The organism is Polaromonas sp. YR568 (assembly GCF_900116715.1).
GTDB lineage: Bacteria > Pseudomonadota > Gammaproteobacteria > Burkholderiales > Burkholderiaceae_C > Polaromonas.
The window spans coordinates 216,549-235,007 of the sequence record NZ_FPBM01000005.1 but is presented as its reverse complement, the minus strand read 5'-3'; the positions used below and the strand labels follow the sequence as shown (position 1 = coordinate 235,007).

At 61.5% G+C, this 18,459-nt stretch carries 20 protein-coding genes; 7 read left to right on the top strand and 13 right to left on the bottom strand.

The window, feature by feature from the left end:
• From BM408_RS13095 to BM408_RS13080, 5 genes are all read left to right on the top strand, one after another.
• Positions 1 to 414 (top strand): hypothetical protein, encoded by a 414-nt coding sequence (locus tag BM408_RS13095; protein ID WP_092130306.1) that lies wholly within the window; start codon positions 1 to 3, stop codon positions 412 to 414.
• Positions 415 to 423: 9 nt separating this feature from the next.
• Positions 424 to 708 (top strand): hypothetical protein, encoded by a 285-nt coding sequence (locus BM408_RS22925; RefSeq protein WP_175541777.1) that lies wholly within the window; start codon positions 424 to 426, stop codon positions 706 to 708.
• Complete coding sequence (locus BM408_RS13090) at positions 705 to 1,064, top strand: hypothetical protein (protein ID WP_092130305.1); 360 nt, start codon at positions 705 to 707, stop codon at positions 1,062 to 1,064. The genes BM408_RS22925 and BM408_RS13090 overlap by 4 nt, the downstream gene beginning before the upstream one ends.
• 281 nt (positions 1,065 to 1,345) lie before the next feature.
• Complete coding sequence (locus BM408_RS13085) at positions 1,346 to 1,945, top strand: phosphoheptose isomerase (RefSeq protein ID WP_092130304.1); 600 nt, start codon at positions 1,346 to 1,348, stop codon at positions 1,943 to 1,945.
• Positions 1,942 to 2,604, top strand: coding sequence for a BON domain-containing protein (locus BM408_RS13080; protein WP_092130303.1), 663 nt, complete (start codon positions 1,942 to 1,944; stop codon positions 2,602 to 2,604). Before BM408_RS13085 ends, BM408_RS13080 begins: the two co-directional genes overlap by 4 nt.
• A gap of 82 nt (positions 2,605 to 2,686) precedes the next feature.
• Here BM408_RS13080 and BM408_RS13075 read toward each other — a convergent pair whose 3' ends face one another.
• From BM408_RS13075 to BM408_RS13065, 3 genes are all read right to left on the bottom strand, one after another.
• On the bottom strand, positions 2,687 to 3,601 hold the full coding sequence (locus BM408_RS13075; protein ID WP_092130302.1) for an NAD(P)-dependent oxidoreductase: 915 nt from the start codon (positions 3,599 to 3,601) through the stop codon (positions 2,687 to 2,689).
• Positions 3,602 to 3,726: 125 nt separating this feature from the next.
• Positions 3,727 to 4,863 carry a PilT/PilU family type 4a pilus ATPase gene (locus BM408_RS13070; protein WP_092130301.1) on the bottom strand — a complete coding sequence of 379 codons (1,137 nt, stop codon included), beginning with the start codon at positions 4,861 to 4,863 and terminating at the stop codon, positions 3,727 to 3,729.
• 53 nt (positions 4,864 to 4,916) lie between these two features.
• A complete protein-coding gene (locus BM408_RS13065) occupies positions 4,917 to 5,960 on the bottom strand; it encodes a type IV pilus twitching motility protein PilT (protein WP_092130300.1) in 1,044 nt (347 codons plus the stop codon).
• Positions 5,961 to 6,008: 48 nt separating this feature from the next.
• Here BM408_RS13065 and BM408_RS13060 point away from each other — a divergent pair, with 48 nt between their 5' ends.
• Positions 6,009 to 6,710 (top strand): YggS family pyridoxal phosphate-dependent enzyme, encoded by a 702-nt coding sequence (locus BM408_RS13060; protein ID WP_092130299.1) that lies wholly within the window; start codon positions 6,009 to 6,011, stop codon positions 6,708 to 6,710.
• 121 nt (positions 6,711 to 6,831) lie between these two features.
• On the opposite strand, the gene BM408_RS13055 is transcribed toward BM408_RS13060, so the two are convergent.
• The gene (locus BM408_RS13055; protein WP_092130298.1) at positions 6,832 to 7,389 is read right to left on the bottom strand and encodes a DUF3617 domain-containing protein; all 558 of its coding nucleotides are present in this window, start codon (positions 7,387 to 7,389) and stop codon (positions 6,832 to 6,834) included.
• Positions 7,390 to 7,477: 88 nt separating this feature from the next.
• Positions 7,478 to 7,957, bottom strand: a complete 480-nt coding sequence (locus BM408_RS13050; RefSeq protein WP_092130297.1) for an Lrp/AsnC ligand binding domain-containing protein — start codon at positions 7,955 to 7,957, stop codon at positions 7,478 to 7,480.
• Positions 7,958 to 8,079: 122 nt separating this feature from the next.
• On the opposite strand from BM408_RS13050, the gene BM408_RS13045 reads away from it, so the two are divergent.
• Positions 8,080 to 11,067, top strand: coding sequence for an L-glutamate gamma-semialdehyde dehydrogenase (locus BM408_RS13045; RefSeq protein WP_092130296.1), 2,988 nt, complete (start codon positions 8,080 to 8,082; stop codon positions 11,065 to 11,067).
• A 105-nt stretch (positions 11,068 to 11,172) separates the two neighbouring features.
• Here the strand turns inward: BM408_RS13045 and BM408_RS13040 are convergent, their stop codons facing one another.
• The 8 genes from BM408_RS13040 to BM408_RS13005 form a co-directional block, all read right to left on the bottom strand.
• Entirely contained in the window at positions 11,173 to 11,532 is a 360-nt protein-coding gene (locus BM408_RS13040) for a hypothetical protein (RefSeq protein ID WP_092130295.1), read from the bottom strand.
• 77 nt (positions 11,533 to 11,609) lie between these two features.
• A complete protein-coding gene (locus tag BM408_RS13035; RefSeq protein ID WP_139237343.1) occupies positions 11,610 to 11,984 on the bottom strand; it encodes a hypothetical protein in 375 nt (124 codons plus the stop codon).
• Complete coding sequence (locus tag BM408_RS13030; protein ID WP_092130293.1) at positions 11,981 to 12,370, bottom strand: roadblock/LC7 domain-containing protein; 390 nt, start codon at positions 12,368 to 12,370, stop codon at positions 11,981 to 11,983. The genes BM408_RS13035 and BM408_RS13030 overlap by 4 nt, the downstream gene beginning before the upstream one ends.
• Before the next feature lie 10 nt (positions 12,371 to 12,380).
• Complete coding sequence (locus BM408_RS13025) at positions 12,381 to 12,971, bottom strand: GTP-binding protein (protein ID WP_092130292.1); 591 nt, start codon at positions 12,969 to 12,971, stop codon at positions 12,381 to 12,383.
• The gene (locus BM408_RS13020) at positions 12,968 to 13,705 is read right to left on the bottom strand and encodes a hypothetical protein (RefSeq protein ID WP_092130291.1); all 738 of its coding nucleotides are present in this window, start codon (positions 13,703 to 13,705) and stop codon (positions 12,968 to 12,970) included. Before BM408_RS13020 ends, BM408_RS13025 begins: the two co-directional genes overlap by 4 nt.
• A gap of 765 nt (positions 13,706 to 14,470) precedes the next feature.
• The gene (locus BM408_RS13015) at positions 14,471 to 15,481 is read right to left on the bottom strand and encodes an asparaginase (RefSeq protein WP_092130402.1); all 1,011 of its coding nucleotides are present in this window, start codon (positions 15,479 to 15,481) and stop codon (positions 14,471 to 14,473) included.
• A 41-nt stretch (positions 15,482 to 15,522) separates the two neighbouring features.
• Positions 15,523 to 17,631, bottom strand: coding sequence for an elongation factor G (gene fusA / locus BM408_RS13010; RefSeq protein ID WP_092130290.1), 2,109 nt, complete (start codon positions 17,629 to 17,631; stop codon positions 15,523 to 15,525).
• A 131-nt stretch (positions 17,632 to 17,762) separates the two neighbouring features.
• Complete coding sequence (locus BM408_RS13005; protein ID WP_092130289.1) at positions 17,763 to 18,443, bottom strand: glutathione S-transferase family protein; 681 nt, start codon at positions 18,441 to 18,443, stop codon at positions 17,763 to 17,765.
• Between the last annotated feature and the right edge of the window lie 16 nt (positions 18,444 to 18,459).

The following is an 18,459-nucleotide window of genomic DNA, read 5'->3' as shown; positions in this document are numbered from 1 at the left end:
ATGTTTGCAAAATATGAAGAGTATTTGGATGGAGTTAAAGAATTCGATAACTATTGGTCAGACATTGGCGTCTCGGAAGCTGTCGCAATGTTGGAAAGTTTTTCTGCTAATGACTGGAAAACTTTTGACGAAAAAATCCCAAAAAAATCGAAACTATGGCTCGTGTCCTGTGCGGAAACCCTTGGCGATGATGTTGGGGGAGCGGATTCATTTAATCTGCTTCTTAAATTGCTTTCTTCAGACAGTGATGAAGTCAAGATCGCTGCCCTCGATTCGGTAAATAGCCGACTGTCCTTGGGCTATGTAGTCGGTGAGAGTGCTGAAAGAATCCGTTCTGTTATCGATTCAGCCAGAGGATCGGCGGGGGCCGTGGTTTCCATGATGTTAGATTCTTTAGAAAAAAAGCTGACGTAATTAACACAGATGAATCGAGGAAAAATAGAGGCCGCCACCAACATCGGCAGCCAGACCTTGTTGAATTCTGTCGAGAGCCGAACCAGTTCGGGCAGTAATTTTTATCCAATCCTCACCCACTTAGGTTCTACCTTGCTAGCTTTGAAAGCAGGAAATTTAGGAGTGACATCGCATGCTGAGTACCTTGCGCTTCCAAAGCGCGTCGGTCAAGAGTCGATGGAAAGATCAGGTCAGACTTCAGTGCAATTCAACAAGCAAGAATTTAGGGTAATAGCCTCCGAGAAAGTTTCATGACAACTTACATTCGCACTACTTACGACGAAATAAAGGGAGACGCGGCACTCCTATATCTAAGGTTATGTCGGGATTTTGGCGTGGCTCAAAACTACTGCCATCAAGACGTTATCTCTCTTGCAACAACTGAATGGGGGTACAGACTCCCAGTTGAAATTCTGATGCTCGAGACGGCGGCACTGATGCTCTTGGGTGGTTGGTATCCTGATCAGGCGCAGTATCACCTGGGCGTAGTGAATAAGCTGCTGGCAGATCCTGGTCTTGAGGTTCTGCTTAGAGATATTCCGAAGGCAGAAGTTGACGACTTGCTTCATGAGATGCGGGTAATGAAGCTTCTTTCTTTGCAGAGTAATTAGCTAAGTGAGCTGCGCAACAGCTGGCCAATGATTTGTTGTCAAATACATATGTTGAATGCCATCGAAATCTATTCCCGTGGCAGGCAACACTGATTTGAAGCGTTAGGGCCTCGAGGCCGCGCCACCTCTACCCGCGAACAAAGACTCACAAATCAGGCCTACCTATAACCGACGCTGCAAGCCCTGTAAGCCTTTGATTTATATAGCCCAACGCATTGCCCCGGCTGCCCGAGCACCGGTCTCATGCCGAAGGCCAACCATGACCCGCTATCATTGGCGCCATGCTTGAACAACGTATTGAACAGCAGTTTATTGACAGCGCCGACCTGAAATACCAGGCGGCGCAGGTGCTGTCCAAACCGATTGCGGCTGCGGTGCAGGCCATTTTGGCCAGTGTCACCAGTGGCGGCAAGGTGCTGGCTTGCGGCAATGGCGGCTCGGCGGCGGAGGCGCAGCGCTTTGCCGCAACCTTTGTGGGGCGCTATGAGCGCGAGCGGCCTGAGTTGGGCGCAATCGCGCTGACGACCGACAGCTCCATCCTTACCGCGATTGCCAACGACTACGATTTCACGGTCATCTTCGCCAAGCAGGTGCGCGCCCTGGGCGGCCCGGGCGACGTGTTGCTGGCCATGAGCACCAGCGGCAACTCGGCCAATGTGCTGGCCGCCATCGAGGCGGCGCACGAGCGCGAGATGACGGTGGTGGCATTGACAGGCCGGGGCGGCGGCAAAATGACGCATGCCCTGCGCGAAACCGACGTGCATATCTGTGTGCCGCATGAGCGAACCGCGCGCATCCAGGAAGTGCATCTTCTCGTCCTCCATTGCATCTGCGATGGTGTGGACACCCAGTTACTTGGCGACCAGGAGAACTCTGTATGAAATTTGCTTCGGTAAAACGGCTGACTTTGGCCATCGGTGTGTCGGCTTTGATTGGCGGCACCTTGACGGCCTGCTTTCCGCTGGTGGTGGGCGGTGTGGCGGGCGGCGCGTTTGTTGCGACTGACCGCCGCACGTCGGGCGCGCAGCTGGAGGACGAGGGCATTGAATTGCGCGCCACCAGCCGCATCCGCAGCAATGTGGGCGAGCGTGTGCATGTGAACCTGACGAGCTACAACCGCCAGGTGCTGCTGACGGGCGAAGTGCCCAACGCACAAGACAAGCAGCTGGTCGAGCAGATCGTGGCGCGTGTCGAAAACGTGAACTCGGTGGTGAACGAGCTGGCCGTGATGGGCAATTCGACGCTGACGCAGCGTTCGTCTGACACGCTGGTGACCGGCCGCGTGAAAGCCATGCTGGTGGATGCGCGTGACCTGTCGTCCAACGCCTTCAAGGTGGTGACGGAGCGCGGCACGACTTATTTGATGGGCCGCGTCACGCAGCGTGAGTCTGACCGTGCTACCGAGGTGGTGCGCTCAACACCCGGCGTGCAAAAAGTGATCCGGATTTTTGAAATCATCAGTGAAGAAGAGCTGGCCCGCATGCTGCCGGCAAAAGGCACTGCGCCGGCGGCCAACCAGGCCAAACCCGCAGGCGGCTGATACTTTCGCTCAAGCTTCCCCCAAAGAAAAAGGCGCCAGTCAGGCGCCTTTTTTATTGGGGGTTTGTTTTGCCCTTGAGCGCTTACTTCAGCCGCTTGATCAGGCTGGACGTATCCCAGCGCTGACCGCCCATGGCCTGCACGTCAGCGTAAAACTGGTCTACCAGCGCCGTCACCGGCAGGCGTGCGCCATTGCGTTTGGCTTCGTCCAGCACCAGGCCCAAATCCTTGCGCATCCAGTCAACAGCAAAACCGAAATCAAACTTGTCGGCCACCATGGTCTTGCCGCGGTTGTCGAGCTGCCAGCTTTGCGCCGCGCCCTTGCCGATCACCTCGAGCACCTGGTTCACGTCCAGCCCGGCTTTCTGGCCAAAGGCGATGGCTTCGCTCAGGCCTTGCACCAGCCCGGCGATGCAGATCTGGTTGACCATCTTGGTGAGCTGGCCCGCACCGCTTTCGCCCATCAGGGTAAAGGCTTTGGAGAACGCCATGCCGACGGGCTTGGCGGTGTCAAACGCCGCAGCGTCGCCGCCGCACATCACGGTGAGTGCGCCGTTTTGTGCGCCGGCCTGGCCGCCCGAGACGGGAGCATCGATGAACTGCAGGCGGAGCTTGGCGGCCGCAGCGGAGAGCTCACGCGCCACATCGGCCGAAGCGGTGGTGTGGTCGACAAAAATCGCGCCGGGCTTCATGCCGGCAAATGCGCCGTCGGCGCCCAGGGTGACAGAGCGTAGGTCGTCGTCGTTGCCGACGCAGCAAAACACGATGTCGGCATCGGCCGCCGCCAGGCGTGGCAACGGGGCGTGCGCGGGAGTGGCCGTGGCGGCAAATTCGGCGCACCAGGCTTCGGCCTTGGCGGGGCTGCGGTTGTACACCGTCACACGGTGGCCGGCCAGCGCCAGGTGCCCGGCCATGGGGTAGCCCATGACGCCCAGGCCCAGAAAGGCGACTTTGCGGGCGGTGGAAGGTTCGTAGGTTTTGGGGGCGGTGCTGGACATGGAGGTGCGTACGCTGAAATGAGGATTGCGGGGAGGACGGCGAAAAGGGGACGACGGAAAAAACGGAAACAGCTGCGCCCATCAAACCGCCGGCCAGTTCAGTTGCCCGGGCCGGCGGCGGTGTCTTACACGATGGCGAAGTTCTCGGTGCCTGCCGACAGGTCGGTCGATTTGGCGCGCTGTGAATTGAGCTTGATCTGCAGGCGCAAGTCATTCACCGAGTCGGCATTGCGCAGGGCGTCTTCGTAGGTGATGAAGTGGCTCTCGAACGCGTCATACAGCGCCTGGTCGAAGGTCTGCATGCCCAGGTTGCGGCTCTTCTTCATGATTTCCTTGATCTCGGAGACTTCACCCTTGAAGATCAGGTCGGAGATCAGCGGCGAGTTGAGCATCACCTCCACCGCGGCGAAACGGCCTTTGCCGTCCTGCTTGGGCACCAGGCGCTGCGAAATCATGGCTTTCAGATTGAGCGACAAGTCCATCAGCAGCTGGGTGCGGCGCTCTTCAGGGAAGAAGTTGATCACGCGGTCCAGGGCCTGGTTGGCGCTGTTGGCGTGCAGGGTGGCCAGGCACAAGTGGCCGGTCTCGGCGAAGGCGATGGCGTGTTCCATGGTTTCGCGGTCGCGGATTTCGCCCATCAGAATGACGTCGGGCGCCTGGCGCAGCGTGTTTTTCAGGGCGGCTTCCCAGCTGTCGGTGTCCAGGCCCACTTCACGTTGCGTCACCACGCAGTTCTTGTGCGCATGCACAAATTCCACCGGGTCTTCAATCGTGATGATGTGGCCGTAAGACTGCTCGTTGCGCCAGTCCACCATGGCGGCCAGCGTGGTGGATTTGCCTGAACCGGTGGCGCCGACCAGAATGGTCAGACCGCGTTTGCTCATCACCACTTCTTTCAGCACCTGGGGCACGCCCAGCCCGTCGATGGTGGGCAGCGTGGCCGGAATCGTCCGCATCACCATGCCGACCTTGCCTTGCTGGATGAAGGCATTCACACGGAAGCGGCCCACGCCGGGCGGCGAGATGGCGAAGTTGCACTCCTTGGTGCGTTCAAACTCGGCGGCCTGCTTGTCATTCATGATCGAACGGGCCAGCGCCAGCGTGTGGCCGGCGTTCAGCGGCTGCGGCGACACCTTGGTCACCTTGCCGTCGACCTTCATCGCCGGCGGGAAGTCGCCCGTGATGAACAAGTCACTGCCGTTGCGGCTGACCATAAGCTTCAGGAGGTCGTTAATGAATTTACTGGCCTGGTCGCGTTCCATTTGCGACTCCTTTCAAACAGATTCTGTGGTCAACGGAAAGACGGCGGACTGGATTAGCCTGGGAAGTTTTCCGGGATTTTGGCTTTGCCGCGTGCTTCTGCGGCGGAGATGACGTTGCGCTTGACCAGTTCGGTCAAGTTCTGATCCAGCGTCTGCATGCCCACGCTGTTGCCGGTCTGGATGGACGAGTACATCTGCGCGACCTTTGCTTCGCGGATCAGATTTCGGATGGCGCTGGTGCCCAGCATGATTTCGTGGGCGGCCACGCGGCCTGTGCCGTCTTTGGTCTTGCACAGGGTTTGCGAGATCACGGCCTGCAGCGACTCCGACAGCATGGAGCGGATCATTTCCTTTTCTTCGGCCGGGAAGACGTCGATGATCCGGTCGATGGTTTTGGCGGCGCTGGAGGTGTGCAGTGTGCCGAAGACCAGGTGACCGGTTTCAGCGGCCGACATGGCCAGGCGGATGGTTTCCAGGTCGCGCATTTCACCCACCAGGATGGCGTCCGGATCTTCGCGAAGGGCGGATTTCAGCGCGGCGTTGAAGCTCAGGGTGTGCGGGCCGACTTCACGCTGGTTGATCAGGCATTTTTTGGATTCGTGCACAAACTCGATAGGGTCTTCCACCGTGAGGATGTGGCCGTACTCGGTTTCGTTCAAGAAGTTGACCATGGCGGCCAGCGTGGTGGACTTGCCAGAGCCCGTTGGGCCGGTGACCAGCACCATGCCGCGCGGTTTGAGCGCCAGGTCGCCGAAAATCTTGGGCGCGTTGAGCTGCTCCAGCGTCAGGATCTTGGACGGAATGGTCCGCAGCACGGCGCCGGCGCCGCGGTTCTGGTTGAAGGCGTTGACGCGAAAGCGGGCGAGGCCGTCGATTTCAAACGAAAAGTCGACTTCCAGGAATTCTTCGTAGGTTTTGCGCTGGGTGTCGTTCATGATGTCGTACACCATGGAATGCACCTGCTTGTGGTCCAGCGGGTCGATGTTGATGCGCCGCACATCGCCGTGAACCCGGATCATGGGCGGCAAGCCTGCCGATAAGTGCAAGTCAGACGCCTTGTTCTTGACGCTAAAAGCCAGCAGCTGCGTGATATCCATCCCGGGACCCTCTGAAAATGGTTTCTAAACTAAGCTTACAGTTCGATTATGACCACGATTGTGCGCAATCTCCAGCTTGTCCGTGACCGTATAACCACGGCCTGTTTCGCTGCCAACCGCAACCCGGCCACGGTGCGGCTGCTGGCCGTGTCCAAAACCTTCGGCGCCGACGCGGTGGCCGACGCCGCCACGGACGGCCAGCGCGCCTTTGGCGAAAACTACATCGCCGAGGGCGTGGAGAAGGTCCTGGCGCTGCGGGCGCAGGCCGGCATGCCGGCGCTGGAGTGGCATTGCATAGGCCCGGTGCAAAGCAACAAGACCCGCCTGGTAGCCGAGCATTTTGACTGGGTGCAGTCGGTGGACCGCCTCAAAATCGCCCAGCGCCTGAGCGAGCAGCGGCCGGCCGGCCTGCCGCCGCTGCAAATCTGCCTGCAGGTCAATATCGATGGCGGCGCCAACAAGTCGGGCCTGGCGCCGGGTGAGGTTCTGGCGCTGGCGCAAGAGGTTTCGCAGCTGCCGAACCTGGTGTTGCGCGGTCTGATGGCAATACCCGAGCCGGGCGCCGATTTCGATGCGGACTGCGCGGTGCACGCCAAAACCAAAGCGCTTTTTGACGAGATCAATGCTGCGGGCGTGCTGTCTGTGGCCATGGATACGCTGTCGATGGGCATGACGGCGGATCTGGAAGCCGCCATTCATTCCGGCAGCACCATGGTGCGAGTAGGTACCGCGATTTTCGGCAAGCGGTGAGCCTTACCTAGAAGAGGGCTCTTCAACCCAGCATGAGCCGCGGAACCGGCTTTGCCGGGCCGCAGGGCGGGCGGCCCCCTCGGGGGGCAGGGAGCTACACGAAGTGAGCGACCGTGGGGGCCTACTTCTTCGGCGGAGAAATAGGCTTGATGTTTCCGCAATCAGCCGACAGCCACTTGCCTGAAGCATCCATCGTCATCTTCTCGGGCTTGCCTTTGACGGTGGTCGTGGTGTTCATCTTCATTGTGTAGGCGGTGTCGCCGTTGAAAGTCATCATGCCTTCGCCGCTGGAGGGCGGCTGGGTGCAGACATAAGAGAACTTCATGGTGTTGCCGCTGCGCGGCGACTGGGTGGTTTTGCAGTCACCTTGCTGCTGCTGGGGCAACTCGTTGCGCTCGGCCATTTCCTTGGTGATGCACATCTTCACGTTCATGCCGCCGCCGGTGCTGGGCCCCATGGACATGCCCTGTTTGGCCATCATGTCCTGCATCTGTTTGCGCTGCTCAGGCGGCATGCTGGCCAGCTGCTTTTCCATGTTGGCCATGGCTTTTTCCATCTCACCGGAGCTGGACTGCATTTTGTTGGTGATTTCCCACAGGCCCGGTTTGGTGGTCTGGGCAGAAGCGCCGGTGGCCAGGGCCAGCGTCAAGGTGGCGAGGGCGGGGAGGCAGTGTTTCATGGGGCATTCCTGTTGAATGTGAAATGAAGACGGGGATTCAGCTCGCATTATTGCCAGCAGCCGTAGCTTTGCAATGAAAACGCTTCCGTCACACCCCCAGCGCCAGCCGGGTGGTATTTTTCACCTCTTCCATCACCGCGTAGGTGCGGGTTTCGCGCACGCCTGGCAGCTGCCAGAGCACGGTGCCCGCAAAAGAGCGGTAGGCCGCCATGTCGGCCATGCGGGTCTTGAGCAGGTAGTCAAAACCGCCGGCCACCATGTGGCATTCGGTGATTTCGTGGTGCACCTGCACCGCGGCCTTGAAGGCCTCAAACACATTGGGCGTGGTGCGGTCCAGCAGCACCTCGACAAACACCATCATCCCCGCGCCCAGCTTGAGCGGGTTCAGCAAGGCCTCGTAGCCCAGGATGTAGCCGTCGCGGGTGAGCCGCTGCACGCGCGCCAGCACGGCCGTTGGCGACAACGCCACGCTTTCTGCCAGCTTCAGGTTCGAAATGCGGCCATCCTGCTGCAGAACATTCAGGATTTTCAGGTCAATGCGGTCAATTTCTGGGGATGCTTCAAACATGACTAGTGAATTATTCGGTTAATGGCGCAAATTTAGCGGGAAATTCGGTGCGCTTCAAGAGAATATCGCCGTACCGCGCCTGAACAGCCGCTTTCACCGTGAAACCCTCTATGGAGCCCCTGATGTCAGTTTCCCCCCGCTTGCCGTTCCCCTATCGCCCTGAATCCGAAATCGTGGCCGGCCACCTGCAAGGCCTGGCCGGCGCGCTGGACTGGGCGGCGGCGGCGCATTCCGCCCAGCCCTGGGTGCAGGCGGTGCGCGACAACCCACCACCCTTCTGGGCGATGGAAAGCCTGCTCAAGGAATACCCGATCTCCAGCGCCGAGGGCCTGGCGCTGATGCGGCTGGCTGAAGCGCTGCTGCGTGTGCCTGACGCCGAAACCGCGATTGCCCTCACCGCCGACCAGCTGGGCCGCGCTGACTTTGAAGGCGCCGGTGACGGCGTAATGGCACGGCTGTCGGCCTCGGCGATTGCTATGTCCAAGATGTTTTTGCCCGAAGGCGGCCAGCCCAACCTCATGAGCAAGCTGGGCGCGCGGACCGTGGTGGCGGCCACCTTGCGCGCGGTGCAGTTGCTGGGCCGGCAGTTTGTGCTGGGCCAGACGATTGCCGATGCCATGGCTGAAGCCGATGACTCCCGCAAAAAGATTCCCAACCTGCGCTTCAGCTACGACATGCTGGGCGAAGGCGCGCGCACCGACGCCGACGCGCTGCGCTACCTGGCCAGCTACACCCACGCGATTCAATCCATCGCCGCCGGCGCAAGCCCGACGGGGGCTACCGAGAAGAATGACGGCATCTCCATCAAGCTCAGCGCGCTGCACCCACGCTACGAAGACGCCCAGCGCGAGCGCGTGATGGCCGAGCTGGTGCCGCGCGTGTGGGGGCTGTGCGAGCTGTCGGCCCGCGCCAATATCAACCTCACGATTGATGCCGAAGAGGTTGACCGGCTGGAGTTGTCGCTGGACGTGTTTGAAGCGCTGGCCGCTTTGGTGGCGCAGCACCATCCGCAGTGGCAGGGCTTTGGCCTGGCCATGCAGGCTTACCAGACCCGCGCGCTGGAGTTGATCGGCCACATCGCCGCCATTGGCCGCAAATACAAGCTGCGCCTGATGTGCCGGCTTGTGAAGGGCGCGTACTGGGATTCGGAGATCAAGCGCGCGCAGGAGATGGGCCTGCCGCACTACCCGGTGTTCACCCACAAGCACCACACCGATGTGTCTTACCTGGCTTGCGCGCAGGCGCTGCTGGCCGCGCCCGATGCGATCTACCCGCAGTTTGCCGGCCACAACGCCGCGACCATCGCCGCGATTTTGCAGATGGCGTCGCGCAACGCGGTGCCGTTTGAGTTGCAACGCCTGCACGGCATGGGCGAGGGCGTGTTCCGCGAGGTGCTGAAGAACCCGCTGATCAGCTGCCGCGTGTATGCACCCGTCGGTGCGCACCGCGACCTGCTGGCATACCTGGTGCGCCGCCTGCTGGAGAACGGCGCCAATTCGTCCTTTGTGCACCAGCTGGCCGACGAGTCGGTGGGCATGGGCGAACTGCTGACCTCGCCGCTGCGCCTGGAGCCGGAATCGTCCTTGCCGCTGCCGCCCGCGCTCTACGGCCCTGGCCGGCCCAACAGCCTGGGGCTGGATTTGACGGTGCAAAGCATGCGCGCACCGCTGCTGGCCGCGCTGGCATCCACCCCTGTGCCTGTGGTGTCAGAGTTTGATGCTAAATTGGCCGCCAAGGCAGTCACCAAGGGCGTAAGCAGCTATCAAAAATGGAGCAAGGCGCCGGTGGCAGAGCGCGCCGCCATCCTGCGCCGCGCCGCCGATGCGATGGAGCAGCAGACGCCGAAGTTCTGCGCGCTGCTGGTGAAAGAAGCCTTCAAGACCTGGGGCGACGCGGTGTCGGAAGTGCGCGAAGCGGTGGACTTCTTGCGCTATTACGCCAACGAAGCCGAACGCATCATGCAGCCGGTGGCGCTGCCCGGCCCGACCGGTGAAACCAACGAGCTGCGCCTGACGGCACGCGGTGTGTGGGTCTGCATCAGCCCCTGGAATTTCCCGCTGGCCATCTTCACCGGCCAGGTGGCGGCTGCGCTGGCCACGGGTAATGCGGTGATCGCCAAGCCGGCCGAGCAAACACCCGGTGTGGCGTTGGAAGCCGTGAAGCTGCTGCACGAAGCCGGCGTGCCCGAAGGCGCGCTGCAACTGGCCCACGGCCCCGGCGAGACCGTGGGCGCTGCATTGGTGGCCGCGCCGCTGGTCGCCGGCGTGGTGTTCACCGGCTCCACCCAGGTCGCCAAAATCATCAACCGCGCGCTGGCCGCGAAAGACGGCCCCATCGTCCCGCTGATCGCAGAGACCGGCGGCATCAACGCCATGCTGGTCGACAGCACGGCCCTGCCCGAGCAGGTGGCCGACGCGGTGGTGCAAAGCGCCTTCCGCAGCGCCGGCCAGCGCTGCTCCGCATTGCGCCTGCTGTGCGTGCACGAAGGCATTGCCGACCACGTGATCGAGATGATCAAGGGCGCGGCCCAGGAGCTGGTGGTGGGCGAAACGGCAGACCTGGCTACTGACGTAGGCCCGGTGATAGACCGCGAGGCGTATGACAACATCCAGAAGCATTTGCAGCGCCTGGGTTCAAGCGCAAAAGTGCTTGTCAGCCGCGCAGAACGGGCGCAAGCGGCTTCTGACTTAACGGCGAACCTGATCCCGCCGGCGGCCTATGAGGTGCGCAGCCTGGCTGAAGTGAAAGACGAAATCTTCGGCCCCGTATTGCAGGTGGTGCGCTGGGGTAGTGGCGATCTGAAAGACCCGGAAGCGGTGATCGCGCAGATCAATGCGCTGGGTTACGGCCTCACGCTGGGTATACAGACCCGTATCGATTCACGTGCGCAGGGCCTGGCTGCTGCGGCGCATGTGGGCAATATTTATGTGAATCGCAACATGATTGGCGCGGTGGTGGGGGTGCAACCGTTTGGTGGAGAGGGGCTCTCCGGGACTGGCCCCAAGGCTGGGGGGCCGCATTATCTTTACCGGTTCTGTGCCGAGCAGACGGTGACGGTGAATACGACTGCTGCGGGAGGGAACGCGGCTTTGTTGGCTGGCGGGGGGTGATTTCCTCCGCTCCATCAACCCGAACGGGGTAGTTGGCAGGCCTTCCGTAGCAGCGCCTTGTCGCGCGGCAGGAGGTAGGTACACCTGCCGCTACGGCGCTTCTGATCAGATGAACAAGTCTTTCTCGACCTCCAGAACCTTACGGCGAGCAAGCGCCAGGTTGGACTTGGTTTTTTCCAGCACGGCGTAAATGAACACGCCTTCGTTGCGCGCCATCGGGCGGATCAGGTGGTATTGCTTGCCCAGGGTGATGAGAATGTCCTCGATCACGTCATTCAGACCTAGCGAACGCATGGTCTTGAGCTTGGCGCGGACCACCTCGGTATTGCCGGCGGCAGCCACTTCCAGGTCCACACCGCTGCCGATCTGCCCCATGATCATGCCGCTCGACGAGTCGACGACAGCGGCACAGAGGGCGCCGTCCAGGCTCAGAATTTCTTCCAGTGATTGTTTAATAGTAGTCATCAGTTCTTCCTTCGCGCGTTGTTAAAAGAATTGAGCAGCTGCGCAGCACTGCAGAATTTGTGGAGCCTTGTAAGGCGTCAATTCGTTGCTTCAGGCCTCTCAGGCGGGGCAGACATACGTGCCCGGCGTAACCAGCCGGGCCAGTCCACCGACTGGCTGCGTGCGACTGCCACCAGCAGCAAAGTGGGGTCGCTGGCGCACCAGGTTACGGCCAGCCAGCCCTTCTGGAAGGCCATCATGATCAGGTTGAGCTTGCCCAGCGCTTCGAAGTATTCGTGCTGGCGGGTGTAAACGCGCCAGAACTCCACAGCGGCTTCGCTCAGGTACTCAACGTCCGGGAATTCCCCGGCAGCCTGAATCACCAGGCCCGATTCGCTCACCACCAGCGAACAGCCCTGGATGCCGTCGAACGCGGCAAGCGCGTGGATATCTCCGACAGCCAATGAACTCACGCCCATGCCTCACTCAACTGGGAAGCCGTCTGCTTGGCGAAATAAATCATCTGCGCCAGTACCGCCGTCTTGTCAGCCACCAGGTTGAGGATCAGGGGGTTGGCGGGGTGGGTCACATGCACCATCACCACATAGCCCGTTTTCGACTCGATGGCGATGCTGTGGTGCTCGCCGATCTGGCTTTCCTCGCCTATCACTGTGCAGATGGCGGCAATCGAGCTGGCCATGGCCGCCAGGCGTGCACCCTGTGCGGCATCGTCGGCACGCGAGGCGACATCAAAGCCGTCAGCGGTAGAGAGCACGGCCGAGACAGCGCCCCGCACCTGTTCCATCAGGGTTTCGAGTGTCTTTTCAGCAAGCAAGGTCAAGTGCGGCGACAGATTCATGGTGAAGCATTCAAGTAGAAAGAGGTGAAGGGCCGGAGTCATGCAGCTGCACCGCGATTTCAGGCAAGGGGGCCTGCAGCTTGCTTTCAAACTGGGTCAGCAGCAGGTCCATCAGCATCAGCACCTGGGACTGATCGCGCACATCTACCGGCACCAGCGGGCAAAGCACACCTGCGCAATGCAAGGCCTCGGAATAAGCACCCAGGTCGGGCTGCGGGTGGGTATCCATGCGGCCGATGCCTACGACGCAGGCGGTCTCGTGGATAAGGCTGTTGAAACCCTTGAGGTAGACCGCGAGGTCGGCCAGCGGGTCGGGCCGGGTGTTGTCGATAAGCACGACCAGCCCCAGCGCACCCCTGGCCAGGATGCTCCACATGAAGTGAAAGCGCTCCTGTCCGGGCGTGCCGTAAAGCCGCAGCTTGTCGCCGTTGTCGAGCGTGAGCTCGCCGTAGTCCAGCCCCACGGTGGTGGTGGCCTTGGCGAAGGCGCGGTCGTTGTTGCGCACATCGGTGCGGACCGGCGCGGTCTCGCTGATAGCCGCGATCGCTGTTGTCTTCCCAGCCCCGGTCGTGCCGGTGAGCAATATTTTGTATTCGGTCATTTCGGTACCGCAGATCCGGTGAACATTCCCAGGCGGGAGCGAATGCGGGCGACCAGCCCCGGCGGGGGAGATGCCGGTTTACGGCTATCGGTAGAGGTTTGCGCGGGCATCTTCAGCTTGCGTTGGTCGTCCAGCACGCGCACCAGCTGGCAGGCTTTGAGGGCGTCGACAAAACCCCGGCAAAGCTGGATGGAAAATTGGGTGCGAGCGGCAAGCTCGGCGATGCTCGCGGGCTGGCCAGTCAGTATGGTGGCTAGCTTGAGATAGCGGGTATCGCGTTGCAGCAGGGCCGCCTCGGGCCAGCGGATGAGCGCTACTCGCGCGTTTGTCGGCGTTCGATCATGCTGGTTCGTTTTCGCCAGCGGGGTAAGAGCGGTTTGGGCGACGGGCCTGCGAGCCGCTTCGCGTTTGTCGATTTGCCTTCCGGCTTTGTCGAGATGGAGCAGTACTTTGTCAATGCGAAGCGGCAGCGACAGGCCCTCAAAACCCTCCGGCGCCGTTGCACTGATACGCAGCGTATCGCAGGCGATCAGGTCTTCCATGCGCGGCGCCCGGTCGGAAAGACAATCCCCCTGCACCACCAGATCGGCAGCCTGGCGATCATCGGTGTAAATCCACTGATGGCAGGTCTTGCCCTGCAGCAGGCGCACGGCGGATTTGAACACCAGTTCGTCACGCGGCGTTACCTGGCGCAGGGTGAAACTATAGGCAGAGTTGGCAACAGTAGCTGACATCTTTATCTGGATTCCTGGTGTGGAAAGTGCTGCTCGCTTGCCGGTAGTGAAATTTCACTACCGAGGCAAAAGTTGAATCACATCGGAAGAAAACTGGAGTGACGCTCCGTGGATTCGACCGCAGGAGTTGGAGAAGCGGCTGGCAGTCCTCATCAAATGGCACAGCGTTAGAAACAACAGCTGCTTTGACAGGCCCAGCTTCCGGCTTGCAGTCGAAAAGCGGGCCACCTCTGCGCCACTCCGCACTCTCACCCCCCTCTATGACGACAGCTACGGAGTTGCGACGCTGGTATCCCAGCGGGCCACTGCAGGTGAGATCAATCGGAAGAATGTGCTTTCTTGCTGAATTTTGGTGGACGGCGCGCTACCAATAACTTACGAATGCCTCTGTGTGTCCAGGACCTGAAGTTATTTGTGGTCGTCTTGTGGGTAAATTGACGTTCTTTGCTGAGGTACCCAATTACCCCCGGTCGGCGTGTCGTGCTGGATTGGGATAAATCCCTCCACACCTTGCCGGAGGCGCGCTTTGGCCGTGCAGGGCTTTGATGTTTATCGCCGCCTTCTCCCCTCCGTTCGGCCTGAGCCTGTCGAAGCCGTGCTTGTTTCGAGGGCGGCGGTGTTTTGGGTTCCGGGGCGGGGAGTCGCCGCGGGGTAACCCCCGGGCCAGCAACCTTCGGCAAAAAAACCTACCGCCGGAGCGCCACAACGCTTCGACAAGCTCAGCTCGAACGGGGGGCGAGAGCGGGAAGGGGTCGCGGAAGGCGGTTAACCCCCGGTTTGCAGCAGAAAAGCCGGCCGCCTCTCTCCGACTAGCAGGCCTCGCGCATTCACAATTTCCTGGGCTCGCCACGGCGCAAGTTCTGCCCGTTGGGCGTCGTCCAGCCAGCCCAGTTGATCCAGCACTTCCACTGTCGCCGCATGTGACGCCACTTTGTTGGCATCGATGATCTTCAGCGCCACTGCTTCGCCGCGCGATTTGCTGCCCACCACCTGCACGCCGTCGGCGCCTATCTTGGTGACCCAGTCGCCGCGGCCTGCACGCATGAAGGCCAGGTCGTTGCGGCCTGTGCCGGATACGAGTTCCGGGTGCGCAGTCATGGCTTCGCTGAGGGCTGAAAAGCTGGCGCCGAATTCGCCGTCGCGCGTCCCGCTGGCCAGCCGTGCGTAAGCGCGGGCCAGGTTGGCCAGCGGTAATGCGTAGTTGGGCGCTGAGCAGCCGTCTATGCCCATCTTGAAATCATTGGCGTCCATGCCTGCGGCGCGGGCAACGTCGCGGCGTATCGCCTTTTGCAGCGGGTGTTCGGGCGCGATGTAGTCGTCCAGGCTCAGGCCTTGTTGTACGCAGTAGGCCAGAAAGCCGGCGTGCTTGCCGCTGCAGTTGTTGTGGCGCTCGTCAAACTCCAGGCCGGGCGGTGGCGCCTTGTCGAGGTAGCTGAAGATGCCGGGCACATGGCAGCCGCAGCGCAGCGCTTTGTAGGTGAGCCCGGCTTTGTCGAGCATGCCCTGGGTCTCGGTCACATGCATGGCCTCACCGTTATGGCTGGCGCACATCATCGCCACCTGCCGTGTGCTGAAGCCAAACTGCGCGGGCCCGCCGGCTTCCATAAAGGGCAGGGCCTGCAAGGCCTTGAGCGTGGAGCGCGAGAAGGTCAGCCAGTGCGGGTCGCCTACATGGGCGAGCAGCCGCCCCTGCGTGTTGACTACGGCCACGGAGCCCAGGTGCTGGCACTCCAGCGTGCCGCCTCGGGTCAACTCGATCAGGGGTAGATGCTTCATGCCGGCATTGTGGCGCATGCGCCGCCCCGGCGCCTAGCCGTCTAGCTGCTTTTGCCGCGAATGATGGCCGCGGACACATCTGCCGTGGTTTCGGCGTAGCGCTTGAACTCCATGGTGTAGGTCGCGCGGCCCTGCGTGAGCGAGCGCAGCGTGGTGGAGTAGCCGAACATTTCCGACAGCGGCACCTCGGCGCGCACAAGCTTGCCGCCGCCGCCCGCGATGTCTTCCATGCCCTGCACCATGCCGCGCCGTGATGAGAGGTCGCCCATCACATTGCCCATGAAGTCTTCGGGCATTTCAACCTCGACCGCCATCACTGGCTCCAGCAGCACCGGCTTGGCGCGGCGCATGGCCTCTTTGAAGGCGAGCGAGCCGGCCATGCGAAAAGCGTTTTCGTTCGAATCGACATCATGGTAGGAGCCGAACACCAGCGTGGCCTTGACGTCGACCACCGGGTAACCCGCCAGCACGCCGGCCTTGAGTGTTTCCACAATGCCTTTGTTGACCGCCGGAATGTATTCGCGCGGGATCACGCCGCCCTTGATGGCGTCGACAAACTCATAACCCTTGCCTGAAGGCTGGGGCTCCAGGTTGAGCACGGCGTGGCCGTACTGCCCGCGCCCGCCCGACTGCTTGATGAACTTGCCTTCGACGTCGTTGACGGCCTGCCGGATCGTCTCGCGATAGGCCACCTGCGGCTTGCCCACATTGGCTTCCACGCTGAACTCGCGCTTCATGCGGTCAACCAGAATCTCCAGATGCAACTCGCCCATGCCCGAGATGATGGTTTGGCCCGACTCTTCGTCGGTGTGCACACGGAATGATGGGTCTTCCTGCGCGAGTCGGTTCAGGGCAATGCCCATCTTTTCCTGGTCGGCCTGGGTCTTGGGTTCCACGGCCTGTGAAATCACGGGCTCGGGGAACACCATCTTCTCCAGGATGATGACGTGGGCCGGGTCGCACAGGGTGTCGCCGGTGGTGGCCTCCTTCAGGCCCACGGCGGAGGCGATGTCGCCCGCGCGCACTTCCTTGACCTCATTGCGTTCATTGGCATGCATCTGCAGGATGCGGCCCAGGCGCTCGCGCTTGCCCTTGACGGGGTTGTAGACCGTGTCGCCGGCTTTGACCACGCCCGAATACACACGAAAGAAAATCAGCTGCCCGACGTAAGGGTCGGTCATGATCTTGAAGGCCAGCGCCGAGAAGGGCTCGTCGTCGCTCGGATGGCGTTCGGCCTCGCCCACGTCGTCTTCGGTGTGGCCCAGGATGGCGGGCACATCCACCGGCGAAGGCAGGTAATCGATCACCGCGTCCAGCATGGCTTGCACGCCCTTGTTCTTGAAGGCGCTGCCGCAGAGCATGGGCACGATCTCATTGGCGACCGTGCGCTGGCGCAGGCCCCGCTTGATTTCTTCTTCGCTCAGGGCTTCGCCCGACAGGTACTTGTTGAGCAGCTCGTCGTTGGCTTCGGCGGCGGCTTCAATCATCTTGGTGCGCCATTCGTTGGCGGTCTCCACCAGGTCGGCCGGGATGTCGCCATACTCGAACTTCACGCCCTGGCTGGTGTCGTCCCAGATGATGGCTTTCATCTTGACGAGGTCGACCACGCCCTGGAAGTGGTCCTCGGCGCCGACCGGAATTTGCACCGGCACGGCCACGCCCTTGAGGCGCTCGCTGATCTGGCGCTGCACGCGGAAAAAGTCGGCGCCCACGCGGTCCATCTTGTTGACGAAGGCCAGGCGCGGCACCTTGTATTTGTTGGCCTGGCGCCAGACGGTCTCCGATTGCGGCTGCACGCCGCCCACGGCGTCATAGACCATGACCGCGCCGTCCAGCACGCGCATGGAGCGCTCGACCTCGATGGTGAAGTCCACGTGGCCCGGGGTGTCGATGATGTTGATGCGGTGCTCGGGGTAGTTGCCGGCCATGCCTTTCCAGAAGGCGGTGGTCGCTGCCGAAGTGATGGTGATGCCGCGCTCCTGCTCCTGCTCCATCCAGTCCATGGTGGCCGTGCCTTCATGGACTTCACCGATCTTGTAGTTCACGCCTGTGTAGAACAGGATGCGCTCGGTCGTGGTGGTTTTGCCGGCATCAATATGCGCGCTGATGCCGATGTTGCGATAACGCTCGATAGGGGTGTGGCGGGGCATGACGGAACTCCTTTTTGTGCCGGCCGCCGCATCTTGGAGTTGTTGGCGTGGCCGGGCCCGTCAGTGTGCGCCAAAGCGCCGGTTTTTGCTCGGCTTTCCCCGAGCACCCACGTCGGCTGTGGGCCCTGCCGTCAGGCCGCTTGCAACATGGCGGCCATAAAGGCTGGCAAAGGCCGGCCGTCGGACAGCAGGTATTTCGCCATCGGGATCACCGCGCTTTGCACCGAAGGCCGGGCGCTCATGCGGTCGCGCCAGGCCAGCAGCAGTGGCGTGGCCGGTGTGATGGGCGCGCCCTGGCGTTCGCCGAACAGCATCGCCATATAAAGCGCGATGTCGGCAAACGAGAAGCTTTCCATCATGAACTCGCGACCCTGCAGAAGCTTTTCAAGCCGTGCGTAGAAATCCCGTGCGCCGGCGATCGCCGTGACGGCCTGCGGGTCACTCAGGTCGTGCTGCAGGCCCATGAGCCGGATGATGTGCGGGAAGTAAACCTCGTCCGACATGTGCTCCATCTGGCGGGCCCGCGCGCGGGCGGCAACGCCGGCCGGCCAGAGCGCGGGCTCGGGTTGAAAGTCTTCCAGGTATTCCAGAATCTGCGTCGAATCAAAGAGCTCCAGGTCGCCGTTGATCAGCACGGGCACCTGCTTTTTCGGGTTGATGCGCACGACCTCGGGGTGCTTGGGCGAATAGCCCTCGGTCTGGGTGAAGGGCACCATGACGATATCGAGCGGGATGCCTTTTTCAAATGCGGCGATCTGCACTTTGGCGCCGAACATGCTGAGGCGGGCTGAATAAAGGCGTAGAGGGGTCATTGGCGCGGCGGGTTGT